At 71.5% G+C, this 17,044-nt stretch carries 12 protein-coding genes and 1 pseudogene; 6 read left to right on the forward strand and 7 right to left on the reverse strand.

All coding sequences use genetic code 11. From position 1 onward, the window contains the following. Positions 1–40: 40 nt before the first annotated feature. The 4 genes from ACFP2T_RS44145 to ACFP2T_RS44160 form a co-directional block, all read right to left on the reverse strand. Positions 41–1,435 (reverse strand): HAMP domain-containing sensor histidine kinase, encoded by a 1,395-nt coding sequence (locus tag ACFP2T_RS44145; protein ID WP_377433132.1) that lies wholly within the window; start codon positions 1,433–1,435, stop codon positions 41–43. A gap of 29 nt (positions 1,436–1,464) precedes the next feature. Further along, the gene (locus ACFP2T_RS44150) at positions 1,465–2,154 is read right to left on the reverse strand and encodes a response regulator transcription factor (protein ID WP_107262887.1); all 690 of its coding nucleotides are present in this window, start codon (positions 2,152–2,154) and stop codon (positions 1,465–1,467) included. 85 nt (positions 2,155–2,239) lie between these two features. Beyond that, positions 2,240–4,720, reverse strand: a complete 2,481-nt coding sequence (locus ACFP2T_RS44155; RefSeq protein WP_377433134.1) for a glycoside hydrolase family 3 N-terminal domain-containing protein — start codon at positions 4,718–4,720, stop codon at positions 2,240–2,242. A gap of 222 nt (positions 4,721–4,942) precedes the next feature. After that, positions 4,943–6,085 (reverse strand): class I SAM-dependent methyltransferase, encoded by a 1,143-nt coding sequence (locus ACFP2T_RS44160; protein ID WP_377433535.1) that lies wholly within the window; start codon positions 6,083–6,085, stop codon positions 4,943–4,945. Between the two features lie 127 nt (positions 6,086–6,212). Between ACFP2T_RS44160 and thrS the strand changes: the two genes are divergently transcribed. From thrS to ACFP2T_RS44175, 3 genes are all read left to right on the forward strand, one after another. After that, positions 6,213–8,261 carry a threonine--tRNA ligase gene (gene thrS, locus ACFP2T_RS44165; RefSeq protein ID WP_377433136.1) on the forward strand — a complete coding sequence of 683 codons (2,049 nt, stop codon included), beginning with the start codon at positions 6,213–6,215 and terminating at the stop codon, positions 8,259–8,261. A gap of 261 nt (positions 8,262–8,522) precedes the next feature. Next, positions 8,523–9,476, forward strand: a complete 954-nt coding sequence (locus ACFP2T_RS44170) for a pectinesterase family protein (RefSeq protein ID WP_377433138.1) — start codon at positions 8,523–8,525, stop codon at positions 9,474–9,476. Between the two features lie 43 nt (positions 9,477–9,519). Beyond that, positions 9,520–10,038 carry an HIT family protein gene (locus tag ACFP2T_RS44175; protein WP_377433538.1) on the forward strand — a complete coding sequence of 173 codons (519 nt, stop codon included), beginning with the start codon at positions 9,520–9,522 and terminating at the stop codon, positions 10,036–10,038. A gap of 79 nt (positions 10,039–10,117) precedes the next feature. Here the strand turns inward: ACFP2T_RS44175 and ACFP2T_RS44180 are convergent, their stop codons facing one another. Both ACFP2T_RS44180 and ACFP2T_RS44185 read right to left on the reverse strand, forming a co-directional pair. After that, positions 10,118–11,035, reverse strand: coding sequence for a bifunctional DNA primase/polymerase (locus tag ACFP2T_RS44180; RefSeq protein ID WP_377433140.1), 918 nt, complete (start codon positions 11,033–11,035; stop codon positions 10,118–10,120). A 164-nt stretch (positions 11,036–11,199) separates the two neighbouring features. Beyond that, positions 11,200–11,748 (reverse strand): hypothetical protein, encoded by a 549-nt coding sequence (locus ACFP2T_RS44185; protein ID WP_377433141.1) that lies wholly within the window; start codon positions 11,746–11,748, stop codon positions 11,200–11,202. A gap of 136 nt (positions 11,749–11,884) precedes the next feature. Between ACFP2T_RS44185 and ACFP2T_RS44190 the strand changes: the two genes are divergently transcribed. Then, positions 11,885–12,874: an aldo/keto reductase gene (locus ACFP2T_RS44190; RefSeq protein ID WP_377433142.1), complete on the forward strand. Its 990-nt coding sequence runs from the start codon at positions 11,885–11,887 to the stop codon at positions 12,872–12,874. Positions 12,875–12,945: 71 nt separating this feature from the next. Here ACFP2T_RS44190 and ACFP2T_RS44195 read toward each other — a convergent pair whose 3' ends face one another. Further along, a complete protein-coding gene (locus tag ACFP2T_RS44195; RefSeq protein WP_377433143.1) occupies positions 12,946–15,108 on the reverse strand; it encodes an elongation factor G-like protein EF-G2 in 2,163 nt (720 codons plus the stop codon). Between the two features lie 251 nt (positions 15,109–15,359). Here ACFP2T_RS44195 and pgsA point away from each other — a divergent pair, with 251 nt between their 5' ends. Next, positions 15,360–15,989 (forward strand): phosphatidylinositol phosphate synthase, encoded by a 630-nt coding sequence (gene pgsA / locus ACFP2T_RS44200; protein ID WP_377433145.1) that lies wholly within the window; start codon positions 15,360–15,362, stop codon positions 15,987–15,989. A gap of 102 nt (positions 15,990–16,091) precedes the next feature. Beyond that, positions 16,092–17,018, forward strand: a pseudogene (locus ACFP2T_RS44205) (phosphatidylinositol mannoside acyltransferase); the annotation flags it as partial. Between the last annotated feature and the right edge of the window lie 26 nt (positions 17,019–17,044).

The raw sequence follows: 17,044 nt of genomic DNA on the forward strand, positions 1-17,044 counted from the left end.
CGCCCGGTGAGGAAAGCGCGTTCACCGGGCGGCCCGGCGGTCACTCGTCGGTCTCGCGCTGACGGCCCCAGCGGCGGCGGGTGGCGGACTCCTTCTCCCGGGCCAGCCGGCCGACCAGCCCGAATCGGCTGACCTGCCGTGGCGCCGCGTCCGGGTCGGCCAGCAGCATCACCACGCTGGCGCCGCCGAGCCGGGCCCGGTCGATGCTGACCGACCCGTTGGCCTGCTGCGCCACCCGACGGGCGATGTCCAGGCCCAGGCCGGTGGAGCCGCGGTCGCTGGCTCCCCGCCGCAGCGCCCGGTCCGGGTCGGCGATGCCGGGACCCGCGTCGTCGACCCGGACCGCGATGTACCCGTCCCGGCGGGAGACCGCGACCTCGAAGGCGGTGCCCTGCGGGGTGTACCGGAACACGTTGCCCAGCACCGCGTCCAGCGCCGCGGCCAGTTCGGCGCGGGGCACCGGTACCGGGATCCGCAGCTGCGCGCCGGTGACCCGGTGCGAGCGGTTCTGGTCGCCCGCCAGCGCCGCCCAGAACACCATCCGGTCCCGGACCACCTCGCTGACGTCACAGCTGCCCGGCAGGGCCTCTGCGGAGACCGTCTTGCGGGTCGTGTTGATCAGTACGTCGATCTCGCCTTCCAGCGTCACGATCGCCTGCCGGATCCGTCGGATCGTCCGGCGCCGGTCGAGTTCGGCGGCGCTGAACGATCCGACGCTGGTGTCGTCGGAGTCCAGGGCGTCGGCGTCCAGCCGCAGCACGGTCAGCGGGGTCCGCAGCCGATGCGACAGGTCGGCGACGAGTTCCCGTTCGTCGGTGCGGGACGTGACCAGCCGGTCCGCCATCCGGTTGAAGGCGTACCCGGCTTCGGCCAGTTCGCGTGGCCCGCTCGGCTGGATCCGCAGCTCCAGGTTTCCGTCGCCGACCGCGAGGGCCGCGTCGACCAACCCGCGCGCGGACGAGACCGCCCGGGCGGCGAGCCGGTCCACCACGATCACCGACGCCACCACCAGCCCGATCGCGACCAGGATCAGCATCAGCCAGGTGCCTCCGGTGCCGGCGTTCAGCGCGGCCTCGGCGACGAAGACCTCGACCACGAGGACGCGGCCGGCGACCGGTACCGGTTCCAGCCGGACCACTCCGCCGGGTACGTCGGCGACGACCGGTGCGCCGTCCCGGATCGCCCGGTCGACGTCCTGCGAATCGGCCCGGGGCGAACCGCCGGTGGACAGTCCGTGCACGACCGGCGGGTCGGTCGAGTTGCCGCTGCCCGCCTCGATGACCCGTCGGACCACCGCCGGATCGGAACTGACCGCCAACGCGCCGGTGATCATGGCGCTGCGTCGGGCCGCGTCGGCGAGGGCGTCCTCCCGGACGTCCCGGTCGAGCGCCGTACCGAGCGGGATCAGGAAGGCCAGCGCGACGATGGTGGTCATGCCGGCCCCGAGGTAGGCCAGGGCCAACCTCAGTCCGGTACCACCAACCGGAACCCGACCCCCCGCACGGTGCGCAGGTAGCGGGGCTTCGCCGCGGACTCGCCCATTTTGCGGCGGAGCCAATACAGATGTACGTCGATGGTCTGGTCCTCGCCGACCGATGGCTGCCGCCATACCTCCTCCAAGAGTTCCCGGCGGGACACTACCCGGCCCGGCCGGGCCGCGAGATAGGCCAGCAGGTCGAACTCCTTGCGGGTCAGTGCCAGTGGCACCCCGTCCAGGAGTGCGCTCCGTTCGCCGACGTCGATCCGCAGCCCGCCGACGGAGTGTACGGCCGGCTCGACGGTACGGCTCGCCCGGCCGACCCGACGCAGCACGGTGGTGATCCGGGCGTCCAGGTGGGCGCCGGTGAAGGGCTTGACCATGTAGTCGTCGGCACCCGCGCGGAGCAGCCGGACGATCGCCTGCTCGTCGTCCCGGGCGGTGGCGATGATGATCGGTACGTCGGTGATGCCGCGCAGCATCCGGAGCGCGTCGGCGCCGTCCAGATCGGGTAACCCGAGATCGAGGACGACCAGGTCCGGTGTTTCCGCGGCAACCCGGCGGAGGGCATCGAGAGCCGTGCCGACCGCGTGCACCGCGTGCCCGCGGTCGGCCAGTGAGCGCAGCATCGCGCCGCGTACGACATGGTCGTCTTCGACCAAAAGCACCGTGGCCACCTGATGACCGTACTGCCCGTGGCAAGTCGGAGAAATCGGCGTCCAGTATGGGGGAATCGGCCCCTTTCGTAGCGGGCTGGCCGGGTCAGCCGGCGCCGCAGGGCTGGCCGTTCAGCGTGAAGCCGGTCGGCCGGGGATTGCTGCCGCCGTGGCTGCCGTTGAACCCGATCCCGACCGAGGCTCCGGCGGCCAGGCTGGCGTTCCAGGTCTCGTTGCTCGCCGTGACGGCGGTGCCGGTCTGGGTCCACCGCGCCGACCAGCCCTGCACCACCCGCTGCCCGGTCGACGGGAACGTGAAGGCGAGCGTCCAGCCGGTCAGCGCGGTCGACCCGGTGTTCCGGATCGTCACGTCCCCGGTGAAGCCGCCGCCCCACTCGTTGACCGCGTACACGACCTGGCAGGCCGAGCCGCCGGAATCACCCGTCGTGGTCACGCCCACCGTCGCCGACGGCGCCGAAGCGTTGCCGGCGGCATCGACCGCGACCACCTGGAACTGGTACGCGGTCGCCGCCGTCAGGCCGGTCACCTGGTACGAGGTCCCGGCGACGGTGCCGAGCAGCGTCTGTGTGCCGCCCGTCGTGCGGTACACCCGGTAACCGGTGACCCCGACGTCGTCGCTGGACGCCGCCCAGTTCAGCGTGGTGCCGGTGGCGGTGGTGCCGGCGGCGGTGGGCGTACCCGGCACCGTCGGGGCGGTGGTGTCGGCCGGCGGCCCGCCGGAGTAGCCCAGCCCGAAGCCGTACGGGAAGAGTGGCGTCTTGCCGTCTCCGTCGTTGATCGGCTGCTGGCCGGCGCTGCTCATCCAGCTCACCGGCAGTTTGCCGCCGGGCTGGTGGGTGCCGAACAGCACGTCCGCCACGCCGCCCCCCTCGGTGCCGGGCAGCCAGGCGGCGAGCAGGGCGTTCCAGTTGGGCAACTGCGCCGAGATGTCCAGCGGTCGGCCGGAGACCAGCACCACGATCACCGGTACCCCGGACGCGCGCAGAGTGTTCAGGGTGGCGAGGTCGGTGGCGTCCAGTCCCATCGCACCGGGCCGGTCGCCCCGACCCTCGGCGTACGGCGTCTCGCCGACCACCGCGATGGCCGCTTGGTACGAGCTGTCGATGCCGGTTCCGGCGGCGTGGTAGGTGACCGTGCTGGACGGTGCGACCGCGTTCCGGATGCCCGCCAGGATCGAGGTGCCGGCGGTGATCGCCCCGCTGCCGCCCTGCCAGGAGATGGTCCAGCCGCCGCTGGCGTACCCGATGTTGTCGGCGCTCTTGCCGGCCACGAAGATCCGGTTGTTCGCGGCGGCCAGCGGCAGGACGTTGCCGTCGTTCTTCAGCAGCACCTGCGACTGGGCCACCGCCTGCCGGGCGAGCGCCCGGTGCGCCGCACTGCCGACGGTGGCGGTGTACGAGCGGTCGGTCAGCGGCCGCTCGAAGACGCCCAGCTCGAACTTCTTGGTCAGGATCCGCCGGTTCGCGTCGTCGATCCGGGCCTGGCTGACCCGCCCGGCCTGCGCCTCGGCGCGGAGGAAGCCGATGAACTGCCGCCAGCCGGTCGGCACCATCACCATGTCGATGCCCGCGTTCACCGCCTGGCTGACCTCGGCCGCGGTGAACCCGGTCGCGCCGTCGAGCTGGTCGATGCCGTTCCAGTCCGAGACCACGAACCCGGTGAACCCGAGTTCGCCCTTGAGGACGTCGTTGATCAGGTACGAGTGGCCGTGCAGTTTCTGCCCGTTCCAGCTGCTGTAGGAGATCATCACGGAGCCGACGTTCCGGCGTACGGCCTCGGCGAACGGCGGCAGGTGGATGTTCCGCAGTTCGGCCTCGGAGAGCTGCGTGTTTCCCTGGTCGGTGCCGCCGGTGGTGCCGCCGTCGCCGAGGTAGTGCTTGGCGGTGGCCAGGATCGAGCCGCTGGCGTCCAGCGAGGCGCCCTGTAGCCCGTCGATGACGCTGGTCATCGAGCCGACCAACGCCGGCTGCTCACCGAAGGACTCGTAGCTGCGGCCCCACCGGTCGTTGCTGACGACGCACAGGCACGGCGCGAACGTCCAGTCCACGCCGGTGCCGGTGACCTCCTCGGCGGTCGCCCGGCCGATCTGCCGGACCAGTTCCGGGTTGCGGGTCGCGCCGAGTCCGATGTTGTGCGGGAAGATCGTCGCGCCGACGACGTTGTTGTGCCCGTGCACCGCGTCCGAGCCGTAGATCATTGGAATTCCCAGCGGGGTGCCGAGGGCCGCGTTCTGGAACCGGTCGTACATGTCGGCCCAGCTCGTGGCGTTGTTCGGGGTCGGCGCCGAGCCGCCGCCGGAGAGCACCGAGCCGAGCCGGAAGTTCGTGATGTCGGCCGGGGTGACCGAGGCCCGCTCGGCCTGGGTCATCTGGCCGATCTTCTCGTCCAGGCTCATCCGGGCCAGCAGGTCGTCGACCCGGGTGGCCACCGGCAGGGCCGGATCCTGGTACGGCAGCGCGGCGGCACCGGCCGGCTGCGGGGCCGGTACGCCGATCCCGAGCAGGGCCAGCAGGGCGACGAACAGCAGGACGCGGGGCAGGGCGGCGGAGGAGGGTGGGGTACGCACGGGAGGTCCTCTCGGCGGCGCGTCCCGTACGCCCGGCGCCGCTCCCCGGCATACGGCCACGGCAAAGATCGATGACCATCGTTAGTGTCGGCTCCCGTCGACCCTATTCGGGAGCGCTCCCAGCCGCCTCCCGACACACCCTAACGATCAGATAACGCCCTCCGCTGAGGGTGTTAGGAGGGGGCCCTTCTTATGCAGAAAACGATAGGAAGGGGCCCTTCCTTACCGGGCGGGCAGTTGCAGGACCCAGCGGTACGCCTGGACTAGGCCGGTGTCGAAGCCGGCGGCGGAGCCCCAGAGGAAGAGTCGGAAGCGGCGGTAGAGCGGCGCACCCCAGCGCTGCTCTATCTCGTCCCGGGCGTTGTCCAGCCGGCGGGCCCACTCCCGGCAGGTCAGGTAGTAGTTGTGCCGGTCGTCCGCCAGGCTGAGCAGCTCGAACGGGGAGTGGGCCACGTGCCGCAGGTACTGGTGCAGCAGCAGCGGCGCCGAGCCGCCGGGGTAGACGTACCGCTTCATGAAGGTGGAGACGAGGTGCTTGCGGCGCATCGCCAGCGCGTCCAGGTAGACCCGGCCGCCGGGGCGGAGCAGTTCGGCGTACTTGCGCAGCGTGGTGCGGTAGTCGGGCAGGTGTTCGGTGACCCCCATGTTGACGATCGCGTCGAAGCGCTCACCGGGGGAGTAGCCGAAGATGTGTTCCCGGACCACCCGCACCGGCAGCCGCTCGCGGTCGAACAGTTCGGTGAGGAAGCGCTCCGACTCCACCGACAGCGTGGTGGTGGTGACCTTGATGCCCTTGCGGGCGGCGTGCTCGGAGAAGGCGCCCCAGCCGCCGCCGACCTCCAGTACGTGGTCGCCGGGCTGCACCCCGATGGCGTCCAGCGCGAGGTCCATCTTCCGGGTCATCGCGTCCTCGAGCGGCTCGGTGTCCGAGACGAAGACGCCCTCGGTGTAGCACCGGTGCCGCTGGTCCAGGAAGGTCAGGAAGAAGTCCGAGTCCTCGTCGTAGTGGTGCGAGATGGCGCGGCGGTCGTCCTCCTTCCGTCCGCCGCGCAGCAGCGCGGGGACGAACCGGCCGAGCCAGGCGATGGGATGTCGGTCCGGAAAGAACGACCGCATCCGCAGCGCGGCGGCGAGGTCGCCGTCGACGTCCAGCGAGCCCTGGAGGTACGCGACGGCGACGGCGAACTGGTCCAGTGCGGCGAGCGCCTTGGCGCCGCGCTCGTCCTTGATGATGATGGTGAACAGCGGTTCTCCGCTGCCGAGGATCTGCGCCGGCCCGCCGGCCGGAGCCACCGCGAACGGCACCGCCGGCTCGGTGGCGAAGAAGGTCTCGTATCTGCGCTGTAGTGCGCTCACGGCGTCCATGGGTGTCACGGCGTCAATCTAACGCCGAGGTAGCGGCGCCGGCAGGTGGAAAAGCCAGGACCGATAGCATCTCCAGAGTCGAACCTCTCGGCGCAGTCCGTTTCGTCCTAGATCAAAGGAGCCACCCGTGTCCGAAGCCCGTACCCCTGTCGTGGCCGACCCCGTCGTCGTCGCGGCCGGGACGACGGCGGCCGAGGCGGTGGCCGCGGCGGGTCTGCCCGGCGCCGGTCCGGGGGCGATCGTGGTGGTCCGCGACCCGGACGGCCGGCTGCGCGACCTGGACTGGACGCCCGAGGCGGACACCCCGGTCGAGCCGGTCCGGCTCGACTCGCCGGACGGGCTGAACGTGCTGCGGCACTCGACCGCGCACGTGCTGGCCCAGGCGGTCCAGGACACCTTCCCCGAGGCCAAGCTCGGGATCGGCCCGCCGATCGACAACGGCTTCTACTACGACTTCGACGTCGACCGCCCGTTCCAGCCCGACGATCTCGCCAAGCTCGAGAAGCGGATGCAGGAGATCATCAAGTCCGGGCAGCGGTTCCGGCGGCGGCGCTTCGACAGCCTGGAGGCGGCCCGGGTCGAGCTGGCCGACGAGCCGTACAAGCTGGAACTGGTCGACGTCAAAGGGGCCGGCACCGACGGCGGCGGCGCGGGGTTCGACGCCGGTGAGGTGATGGAGGTCGGCGCGGGTGATCTCACCATCTACGACAACCTGGACGCCGACTCGGGCAAGGTCTGCTGGTCGGACCTGTGCCGGGGCCCGCACCTGCCCAGCACCCGGCTGATCGGCGCGTTCAAGCTGATGCGTTCGGCCGCCGCGTACTGGCGCGGCAACGAGCGCAACCCGCAACTGCAACGGGTGTACGGCACCGCGTGGCCGACCCGGGACGCGCTCAAGGCGTACCTGAAGTTGCTGGAGGAGGCCGCCCGGCGCGACCACCGCAAGCTCGGCGCGGACCTCGACCTGTTCAGCTTCCCCGACGAGATCGGCTCGGGCCTGGCGGTCTTCCATCCGAAGGGCGGGATCATCCGTCGGGAGATGGAGGACTACTCCCGGCGCCGGCACGAGGCGGCGGGCTACCAGTTCGTCAACTCCCCGCACATCACCAAGGGCCAGCTCTTCGAGACCTCCGGCCACCTGCCGTACTACGCCGAGACGATGTTCCCGCCGATGAAGCTGGAGGGCGCGGACTACTACCTCAAGGCGATGAACTGCCCGATGCACAACCTGATCTTCCGGGCGCGCGGGCGTTCCTACCGGGAGCTGCCGCTGCGGCTCTTCGAGTTCGGCACCGTCTACCGGTACGAGAAGTCCGGCGTGGTGCACGGCCTGACCCGGGTACGCGGGCTGACCCAGGACGACTCGCACATCTACTGCAGCCGGGAGCAGATGCCCGGGGAACTCACCACGCTGCTGACCTTCGTGCTGGACCTGCTCCGGGACTACGGCCTGGACAACTTCTACCTGGAGTTGTCGACCCGGGACGACTCGCCGAAGTTCATCGGTTCCGACGCGGAGTGGCAGGAGGCCACCGACGCGCTCCGGGTCGCCGCCGAGGCGTCGGGGCTGGACCTGGTGCCGGACCCGGGCGGCGCGGCCTTCTACGGGCCGAAGATCTCGGTCCAGGTCAAGGACGCGATCGGCCGGAGCTGGCAGATGTCCACCATCCAGGTCGACTTCAACCAGCCGGAGCGGTTCGGGCTGGAGTACCAGGCGTCCGACGGCACCCGGCAGCGGCCGGTGATGATCCACCGGGCGCTGTTCGGTTCCATCGAGCGGTTCTTCGGCGTGCTGACCGAGCACTACGCCGGTGCCTTCCCTGCCTGGCTGGCCCCGGTGCAGGTGGTCGGCATCCCGATCCGGGACGAGCACGCCACCCATCTCGACCGGTTCGTGGCGGCGCTGCGTGCCGAGGGGATCCGGGCCGAGGTGGACACCTCCGACGACCGGATGCAGAAGAAGATCCGGACCGCCCAGCAGCAGAAGATCCCGTTCATGGCGATTGCCGGGGACGCGGACGTGGAGGCGGAGGCGATCTCCTTCCGTTACCGGGACGGTTCGCAGCGCAACGGCGTACCGCTGGTGGAGGCGGTGGCGCACGTGGTCGAGGTGGTCCGGTCGCGTACCAACTCCGGCCCGAGCGCGGAGCCTGCGCCCGAGGCGGTGTCGGAGTAAGCATCGGAGTAGGTGCCGGAGTAGGCGTTCAGGTCGGGGTGGGCCGGGAGACCGTCGGCCCGTCCGGGGCATTGACCGGGAGTCGCTGTGTCGGCATAGCCTCGGGCCGGGTATGCGGGAAAGCCCTTTCCGCACCGGCTCCCGGATTGGCGGCGGCATGCGACGCAGGACGATTCTCGCCACCGGTGCGGCATCGGCGATCGCGGCGGTGGGGGCGCTGCCGGCGGCCCGGCCGGAGCCCGACACCGCCGGGGCCTCACCGTGGCTGCCGACGGCACCGGCGACGTCGGTGGCATCCAGGCGGCGGTGGACGCCGTACCGTCCGGCAACCCGTCGACCTTCACCATCAGCATCCGGCCCGGGGTCTATCCGGGCCAGGTGATCGTGCCGGCGGACAAGCCGCACATCGTCTTCCGGGGCCTGTGCGCCGACCCGGCCCGGGTGGTGATCACCGACGACCGGGCCAACGGCACGCCGCGCCCCGACGGCGGCACCTGGGGCACCTCGGGCAGCGCCTCGGTGACCATCTCCGGCGCCGACTTCACCGCCCGGAACCTCACCTTCGCCAACTCCTTCGACGAGGCCGCCCACCCGGAGATCACCAACCGGCAGGCGGTCGCCGTGCTCACCCGCGCCGACCGGCTGGTCTTCGACAACGTCCCGTTCCTCGGCAACCAGGACACCCTCTACGTGAACAGCCCCGACGTGGCGACGGTCAGCCGGGCATACTTCCGGAACTGCCACATCTCCGGCGACGTCGACTTCATCTTCGGCCGGGGCAGCGCCGTCTTCGACCGCTGCGAGGTCCGGTCGCTCGACCGCGGCTCCACCACCAACAACGGGTACGTCACCGCGGCGAGCACCGACGTCGGCAACCCGTACGGCTTCCTCTTCGTCCGCAGCAGGCTGACCGGACCGGTCGCACCGGGGACGGTGTACCTGGGCCGGCCCTGGCATCCGAGCAACGACCCGAACGCCATCGCCCAGACCGTGATCCGGGACAGCTGGCTCGGGCCGCACCTCAACCCGGCACCGTGGACCGACTTCGGCACCTGGTCATGGCGGGACGCCCGCTACGCCGAGTACGCCAACCGAGGTCCCGGGGCTGCCGTCGGCCCCGACCGGCCGCAGTTGTCCACCGCCCAGGCCGCGGCGCTGACCCCCCGGGCCTACCTGACCGGTCCGGATGGCTGGGACCCGATGCGCTGGTCGTAGGATCATCGGCGTGACAGGCGCGGCGCCCCACGCGGAACCCGGTATGCCCGACGGGCTGGATCGGCTCTGGACACCACATCGGCTCACCTACATCTCCGGACCGGACCGGCCGGCCGACGGGCACGAGAAGCCGTCCGGCTGCCCGTTCTGCCTCGCCCCGGAACGCGAGGGCGAGGAGAACCTGGTGGTGCACCGGGGGGACCGGGTCTTCGTGGTGCTCAACCTCTACCCGTACAACCCCGGACATCTGCTGGTCTGCCCGTACCGGCACCTGGCCGACTACACCGAACTGGACACCGAGGAGACGGCGGAACTGGCCGACTGCACCCAGACCGCGATGCGGGTGGTCCGGCAGGTCAGCAACGCGCACGGCTTCAACATCGGCATGAACCAGGGCGGGGTGGCCGGCGCCGGCATCGCGGCCCACCTGCACCAGCACGTCGTGCCGAGGTGGGGCGGGGACGCCAACTTCATGCCGGTGATCGGCCGGACCAAGGTGCTGCCGCAACTGTTGGCCGACACCCGTGCGCTGCTCGCCCAGGCCTGGCCCGTACCGGCCTGACCCCGGCCCGCGCCACGCGGCGTTGCTTCCCGGGCTGACCTGCGGATATCAGAACCCGATACGGTACGGCGCGGCTCCGCTACGCGGCGAGGCCGGGCCGGGGCCGGCGGTGGCCGGTACGGAGTCCGGAGCGGATCGTCCGGGAGATCTCCTGCCGACCGAGCCCCGCCTGCCGCGCCGCGTCACCGAGCACCACCGTGATGTCGTGGTCGTCGAGCAGATGGACGGCGGCGAGCTGCCCGAGGTGGTACGCGGCCAGGTAGAGCGTGGTGTTGCGGGTGCCGGTGACCGCGCTGGCGACCGTGCTGGCCTCGGCGGCCAGGGCGGCACTGGCGTAGCGCTCAGGATGGCGTACCCGCTCGCCGCTGCCGTCGCCGCCCGGGGCGCTGATACCCGGACGGTTGCCGCCCGGGGACCGGCTGCCCGGACGGTCGCCGGCCGGGGCGGGCGGGAAGAGCAGGGCGGCCAGCTCCGCCGGGCAGTCGCCGAGTGGGACGTCCGGTGGGCGGACCCAGCGGTAGTGTCGCCCGCTGGCGTGCCGGGACGGTGGCGCGACGACGTACCCGTCGACACCGCGCCAGTCCACGCCGGGCAGCAGCGCCGTCCGGTTACCCGCGCCCGTCGGTCGCAGGTAGATGTGCCAGCCGCCGGAGCCGGTCCGGACGACCGGGCCGGAGATCGTGTGGTCGGACACGAGTTCACGCAGTGCGGACACCCCGGCGGGGACGTCGATGTCGCAGACGTCGAAGCAGACGCCGGTCCGGGCCGCGACGTTCGCCTCCGGCCAGCGGGTCCACCACCGCCGGATCAGCTCCGGCCGGGTGCTGGCGTCGTGCAGTCCGTGCCGGATCAGGCTGCGGTGCCAGCGGGGATGCTTGCCGGGTCGGTCGCAGTCGATTCCGCCGCAACTGCACCCGGCCCCGACCGGGGTGTGCAGCGGCAGTACGGGTACGCCGGCGGCGGCGTACTCCAGGGCGGCGCGCAGCAACGGTGACATTCGCCCGACCTCCTCGCCGGTCGGATACCCGCCACCAGGATATTCGAACATGCGTCCGAACGCAGCATGCGTCCGAACGCAGCCGTCGTCGTCTTCCCGACGTCGACGCCGGTGGAACGCTCAGCCGGCGGCGGAGGTCCGCTCGGCCGGCGGCGGTGGGCCGCTCAGCCGGTGGCGGAGGTCCGCTCGCCGATCAGGGTGACCAGTTCGGGCCAGGACTCGACCCGGTGCACCGACGCCAGGTGTCGCCGGTGGCTGCGTACCTCGTGCTCCCTCGGCCGGAACAGGAACCGGTTCGGCACGGTGTCCAGATAGGAGAGAACCTCCAACCGGTCGTCGACGAAGTGCGTGAGCCCCAACGCGGCGGCGATCGGCGCCTTCGCCTCGCGGGTACGGCAGAAGTGCACGTTGTCGGCCGCGATGCCGGTACGGCGGTAGAAGTCGTGGTGCGCCAACCACAGCCGGCTGCGTTGCTCGACCCGCTCACCGCACTTCGACACCAGGTGGACGTGCTCGCCGAACACCTCCGAGACCACGGTGGCCAGCGCGTCGAACACCCCCGGCATCGGTGGCGTACGCCGGAAGTCCTCGAGCAGCGAGGTGTCCTGGTCGGCCTCGTCGGCCCGCTCCGTACCCTGAGCGGTCGTCTCGATCGGATACAACCGATCCACCTGTTGGATGATGACCCCGCCGATGTCCACTCCGATGCGCATCAACTGATCATCGTCGTCCGTCCCTGGTGGAGTCCACCGAGTTGCCGGGCGAGGCCACCGGACCGGCCAGCGACCGGACGGTTCCCGAGCAGTTGGATCCGTCGATGTACCGGCCGGATATGACACGCTTACGGACATGAATGCGAATACACGGATGTTGGGTCGCAGCGGCATCGAGGTGAGCGCACTCGGTCTCGGCTGCTGGGCCATCGGAGGCGTCTGGCACGAGGGTGACCAGCCGTTGGGCTGGGGGCAGGTGGACGACGACGAGTCGATCCGCGCGGTCCGGCGCGGCCTGGAACTCGGGGTTACCCTCTTCGACACCGCCGACGTCTACGGCACCGGGCACAGCGAGCGGATCCTCGCCCGCGCTCTCGCGGGGCACCGCGACGAGGTCGTGATCGCGACCAAGTGGGGATACACGTATGACGAGGCCAGGCGGCAGGCGACCGGTCCGGACCCGTCGCCGGAGTACCTGCGTCGGGCGGTGGCGGCGTCGATGCGCCGGCTGGACACGGACCGGATCGACCTGTACCAACTGCACCTCGGCGACCTCGCCATCGACCAGGCGGCGGAACTGCTCGGCACGCTGGAGGAGTTGGTGGCCGACGGCAGCATCCGGTCGTACGGCTGGAGCACCGACTTCCCGGACCGGGCGCAGGCGTGGGCCACCTCCGGTACGCACTGCACCGCCATCCAGCACTCGTTCTCGGTGCTCCAGGACTCACCGGACGTGCTGGCGGTCTGCGAGCGGTACGACCTCGCCAGCGTCAACCGGGGACCGCTGGCCATGGGCCTGCTGTCCGGCAAGTTCACCGAGTCGTCCACGCTGGCCGCCGACGACGTACGCGGAATCGCCCCGATGTGGCTGGACTGGTTCCGGGACGGCCGACCCGCCCCGGAGTTCCTCGCCCAGGTCGCCGCCGTCCGCGAGGCGCTGACGGCAGACGGTCGTACCCTCGCCCAGGGCGCGCTCGGCTGGCTCTGGGCCCGCAGCGCCAAGACCCTCCCGATCCCCGGATTCCGTACCGTCGCCCAGGTCGAGGAGAACGTCGGCGCGCTGGCCCACGGCCCCCTCCCGGCCGACCAACTCGCCGAGGTCGACCGCCTTCTCGCCAAACTGTAAGGAAGGGCCCCTTCTTATCGCTTTCTGCATAAGAAGGGGCCCTTATTAACACCCCTGCACGCCCGCGCCGCTCAGCGGCTGTTGCTGTGCTCCTTGCGGAACTGCTCGGCCAGGTGGGCGGGCATCGGCTCGTAGCGGGCGAAGGCTCGCCGGAACGTGCCCCCGCCGGACGTCATCGAGCGGAGTTCGACGGCGTACCGGACCAGTTCGGTGGCCGGCACCTCCGCCCGGACCAGGGTGTGTTCCGTACCCGCCGGGTCCGGCTCGGTCCCGAGCACCTTGCCACGCCGTCCGGACATGTCGCTCATCACCGCGCCGACGGAGGTGTCCGGCACCCGGACCACCACCTCGTCGACCGGCTCCAGCAGGGTGACCTGGCCCTTCTCGGCCGCGTCCCGCAGGGCGAGCGAACCGGCGGTCTGGAAGGCGGCGTCGGAGGAGTCGACACTGTGCGCCTTGCCGTCGACCAGGGTCACCTTCACGTCGACCACCGGATAGCCGGCGACGATGCCCCGGTCCATCTGGCTGCGTACGCCCTTCTCGACCGAGGGGATGTAGTTGTGCGGCACCGCGCCGCCGACCACCCGGTCGGCGAACTCGAACCCGCCACTGCGGGGCAGGGGCTCCACCTCGATGTCGCAGACCGCGTACTGGCCGTGCCCGCCGGACTGCTTCACGTGCCGGCCGTGGCCCTTCGACGCGACCGCGAAGGTCTCCCGCAACGCCACCCGTACCGGTTCGGTCTCCAGGTCCACGCCGCCGCCCCGGAGCCGCTCCAGCACCACCTCGGCGTGTGCCTCTCCCATGCACCACAGCACGAGCTGGTGGGTCTCCGGGTTACGTTCCAGCCGCATCGTCGGGTCACCGGCGACCAGCCGGGACAGGTTCTTGGCCAGCGCGTCCTCGTCGGCCCGGCTCTTGGCGACGATGGCCACCGGCAGCAGCGGCTCGGGCATCTCCCACGGGGCGATCAGCAGCGGATGCTCCTTGGCCGAGATGGTGTCGCCGGTCTCGGCCGTACCCGACTTGGTGATCGCGCAGATGTCTCCGGCGACGCAGTGCGGCACCTCGCGCAGCGCGGCGCCGAGCGGGGCGTAGACGTGCGCGATCCGCTCGTCTGCGTCGTGGTCCGGGTGGCCGCGTTCGGCCATGCCGTGTCCGGAGACGTGTACGACCTGGTCGGGTCGCAACGTGCCGGAGAAGACCCGGACCAGGGACACCCGCCCGACGTGCCGGTCGATGGTGGTCTTCACGACCTCGGCGACCAGCGGGCCGTCGGGGTCGCAGGCCAGTGGTGGCTGCGGGGTGCCGTCGACCCCGGTGACGGTGGGCAGGTCATGCTCCAGCGGGGTCGGGAACGCCGAGGTCAGCAGCTCCAGCAGCGCGTCGATGCCCAGTCCGGTCTCGGCGCAGACCGGTACGACGGGATAGAAGTGTCCACGGGCGACGGCCGTCTCCAGGTCGTCGATCAGGACCTCGACCTCGATCTCCTCCCCGCCGAGATAGCGGTCCAGCAGGGTCTCGTCCTCGCTCTCCGCGATGATGCCCTCGATCAGCTCGTTCCGGGCGTCGCCGATCGCCGGCAGGTGCTCGGGATCGGGGTCGCGGACGGTGGCGGGCAGGCCGTCGGAGTAGTCGAAGATCCGCCGGGTGATCAGACCCATCAGTCCGACCACGTCGACCCCGTCGTCGTCCAGCATCGGCAGGTACAGCGGAAGGACGTTGTCGCCGAAGACCCGCTGGCACAGCGCCACGGTCTCGTCGAGGTCGGCCCGCTGGTGGTCCAGCCGGGTGACCGCGACGGCCCGGGGCATGCCGACCGCGGCGCACTCCTGCCACAGCGCGGCGGTGGCGCCGTCCATCCCGTCCACCGCCGAGACCACGAACAGCGCAGCGTCCGCCGCCCGCAGCCCCGCCCGGAGTTCACCGACGAAGTCGGCGTAGCCGGGGGTGTCCAGCAGGTTCACCTTGACGCCCTGGTGCGTCAGCGGCGCGCAGGCCAGGGCGATCGACCGCTGCTGCCGGACCGCGGCCGGGTCGTGGTCACAGACCGTGGTGCCATCGACCACCGCACCGGGCCGCGAGATCGTGCCGCTCGCCGCCAGAAGCGCGTCGACCAGCGTCGTCTTGCCCGCGCCGGAGTGGCCGACGAGCACCACGTTGCGAACCCTGCCGGGTTCATCCACCACCGGCGCCGGGCCGGTGACTCCTTTCTCCGAACTCTTCTGCGCCATCGGGCGCACCTCCCTAAGCCGGTGGTTGGTGGCGACCGCCGCGCGCGACGGGGGAGCTGCCCTGGCGACTCCGCGGCGATATCCTCGGGTGGCCTGCCGTGCCCGGGGGACGTGCCGGGTGGCAAGGTGAGCGAAGTCACGTCCCCTGCTCCGATCTCACACCCGTACAAGACGTGACACAAGCCCGCAGCGCGAACTAGCCGCCACCGGACGTACCGGCCCGGTTGCGCGCCCGTTATGGTGGGACGGCCATGGCGAAGATCTTCCAAGTGTCGGCCCGTGCGGGCATGACCCGCGTTGTCGAACCGATTGCCCGGACCCTGCTACGGGTCGGAGTGACGCCCAACGCCGTCACCGTGACCGGCACCCTGGGGGTGCTGGTCGGCTCGATCGCGCTCGGTGCCCGGGGTTACCTGGTGGCCGGTGCGCTGGTCGTGACCTTTTTCGCGCTCACCGACCTGCTCGACGGCACCATGGCTCGGATGCGTGGCGGGTCCAGCCGGTTCGGCGCCTTCCTCGATTCGAGCATGGACCGGGTCTCCGACGGCGCCGTCTTCGGTGCCGTCGCGTACTGGCTGGCCACCCAGAACGACCACGTCGGGGTGGCCGCCGCGCTGATCTGCCTGGTCTCCGGCGGGCTGGTCTCCTACGTGAAGGCCCGGGCCGAGGGGCTCGGCATGACCTGCAACGTCGGCATCGCCGAGCGGACCGAACGGCTGTTGATCGTCGGGGTCGGCGGGCTGCTCACCGGCCTCGGGCTCGACTGGGCGTTGACCACCGCACTCTGGCTGCTCGCCGCCGTCTCCGTGTTCACCGTGGGGCAGCGGATGACGCACGTCTACCGGCAGGCCCAACGCGCCGAGCTGGGCGTCGACGCGTGACCGGGCGAGCGGGCGCGTCGAGCGGGCGGATGGACGCACAGGCCGGCCGAACGGGCGTGCCGAGCGGGCGGGTGGACGCGTGACCGGGCGGCGGGCAGGCCGGTGACCCCGGTCGAGTTCGCCTACCTGGCGGGCTGGCGGATCGTGCGGACCCTGCCGCAGCCGGTCGCCGCGGCGATGTTCCGGGCCGCCGCCGACTACGCCCACGGCAAGCGTGGCCGGGGTACGACCCGACTCGCCGCCAACCTGCGCCGGGTGGTCGGCCCGGAACTGCCCGAGGCCGAGTTCGACCAACTGGTACGCCGTGGCATGCGCTCCTACGCCCGGTACTGGCTGGACGCCTTCCGGCTGCCGTCACTGCGCCGCGACCAGATCCGGAACTGGTTCCAGCTCGACGGCGCCGACATGCTCGCCGCCGACATGGCGGCCGCCCGGGGCGCGGTGGTGGCGTTGCCGCACTCCGGGAACTGGGACGCCGCCGGTGCCTGGGTGGCCGCGATGGGCTGGCCGATCGCCACCGTCATGGAGCGGCTCAAGCCGGAGGGGGTGTACGAGCGCTTCCTCGCCTTCCGGCGCGAACTCGGGATGGAGATCCTGCCGACTCACGGCGGCGAACGGGCACCCTTCGAGGTGCTTGCCGACCGGCTCGGCGCCGGATACCTGGTGCCGCTGCTCGCCGACCGTGACCTGTCGGCGCGCGGGATCGAGGTGCGGTTCTTCGGCGGACGGGCCCGGATGCCGGCCGGACCGGCCCTGCTCGCCATCCGCACCGGCGCACCCCTGTACGTGGCGGCGCTGTGGTACGACCCGGCCGGGCCGCGTGGCCGGCTGGTGGGTCCGCTGGAGGTGCCGGAACCGGACAGCGGGCCACTCGACGAGCGGGTCCGGGCCCTGACCCAGCAGATCGCCGACCACCTGGCGGCGGGCATCGCCGGGCATCCGGAAGACTGGCACATGCTGCAGCGGGTGTGGATCGACGAGGGGACGACCGCCGGCTCGACCGGGTCGACGGGAGCGTCGAAGGGCCGGTCCGACGCGGGGCGTGACGGCGCGGG

Origin of the sequence: Plantactinospora solaniradicis (genome assembly GCF_042658085.1) — a bacterium.
GTDB lineage: Bacteria > Actinomycetota > Actinomycetes > Mycobacteriales > Micromonosporaceae > Plantactinospora > Plantactinospora solaniradicis.

Bases quoted from the DNA above. Each gene is read 5' to 3' on its own strand.
- ACFP2T_RS44145 (WP_377433132.1), bottom strand. From the start codon at position 1,435: ATGACCACCATCGTCGCGCTGGCCTTCCTGATCCCGCTCGGTACGGCG.
- ACFP2T_RS44160 (WP_377433535.1), bottom strand. From the start codon at position 6,085: ATGGACGCCGTGAGCGCACTACAGCGCAGATACGAGACCTTCTTCGCC.
- ACFP2T_RS44175 (WP_377433538.1), top strand. From the start codon at position 9,520: ATGCCCGACGGGCTGGATCGGCTCTGGACACCACATCGGCTCACCTAC.
- ACFP2T_RS44180 (WP_377433140.1), bottom strand. From the start codon at position 11,035: ATGTCACCGTTGCTGCGCGCCGCCCTGGAGTACGCCGCCGCCGGCGTA.
- ACFP2T_RS44185 (WP_377433141.1), bottom strand. From the start codon at position 11,748: ATGCGCATCGGAGTGGACATCGGCGGGGTCATCATCCAACAGGTGGAT.
- ACFP2T_RS44190 (WP_377433142.1), top strand. From the start codon at position 11,885: ATGAATGCGAATACACGGATGTTGGGTCGCAGCGGCATCGAGGTGAGC.
- ACFP2T_RS44195 (WP_377433143.1), bottom strand. From the start codon at position 15,108: ATGGCGCAGAAGAGTTCGGAGAAAGGAGTCACCGGCCCGGCGCCGGTG.
- pgsA (WP_377433145.1), top strand. From the start codon at position 15,360: ATGGCGAAGATCTTCCAAGTGTCGGCCCGTGCGGGCATGACCCGCGTT.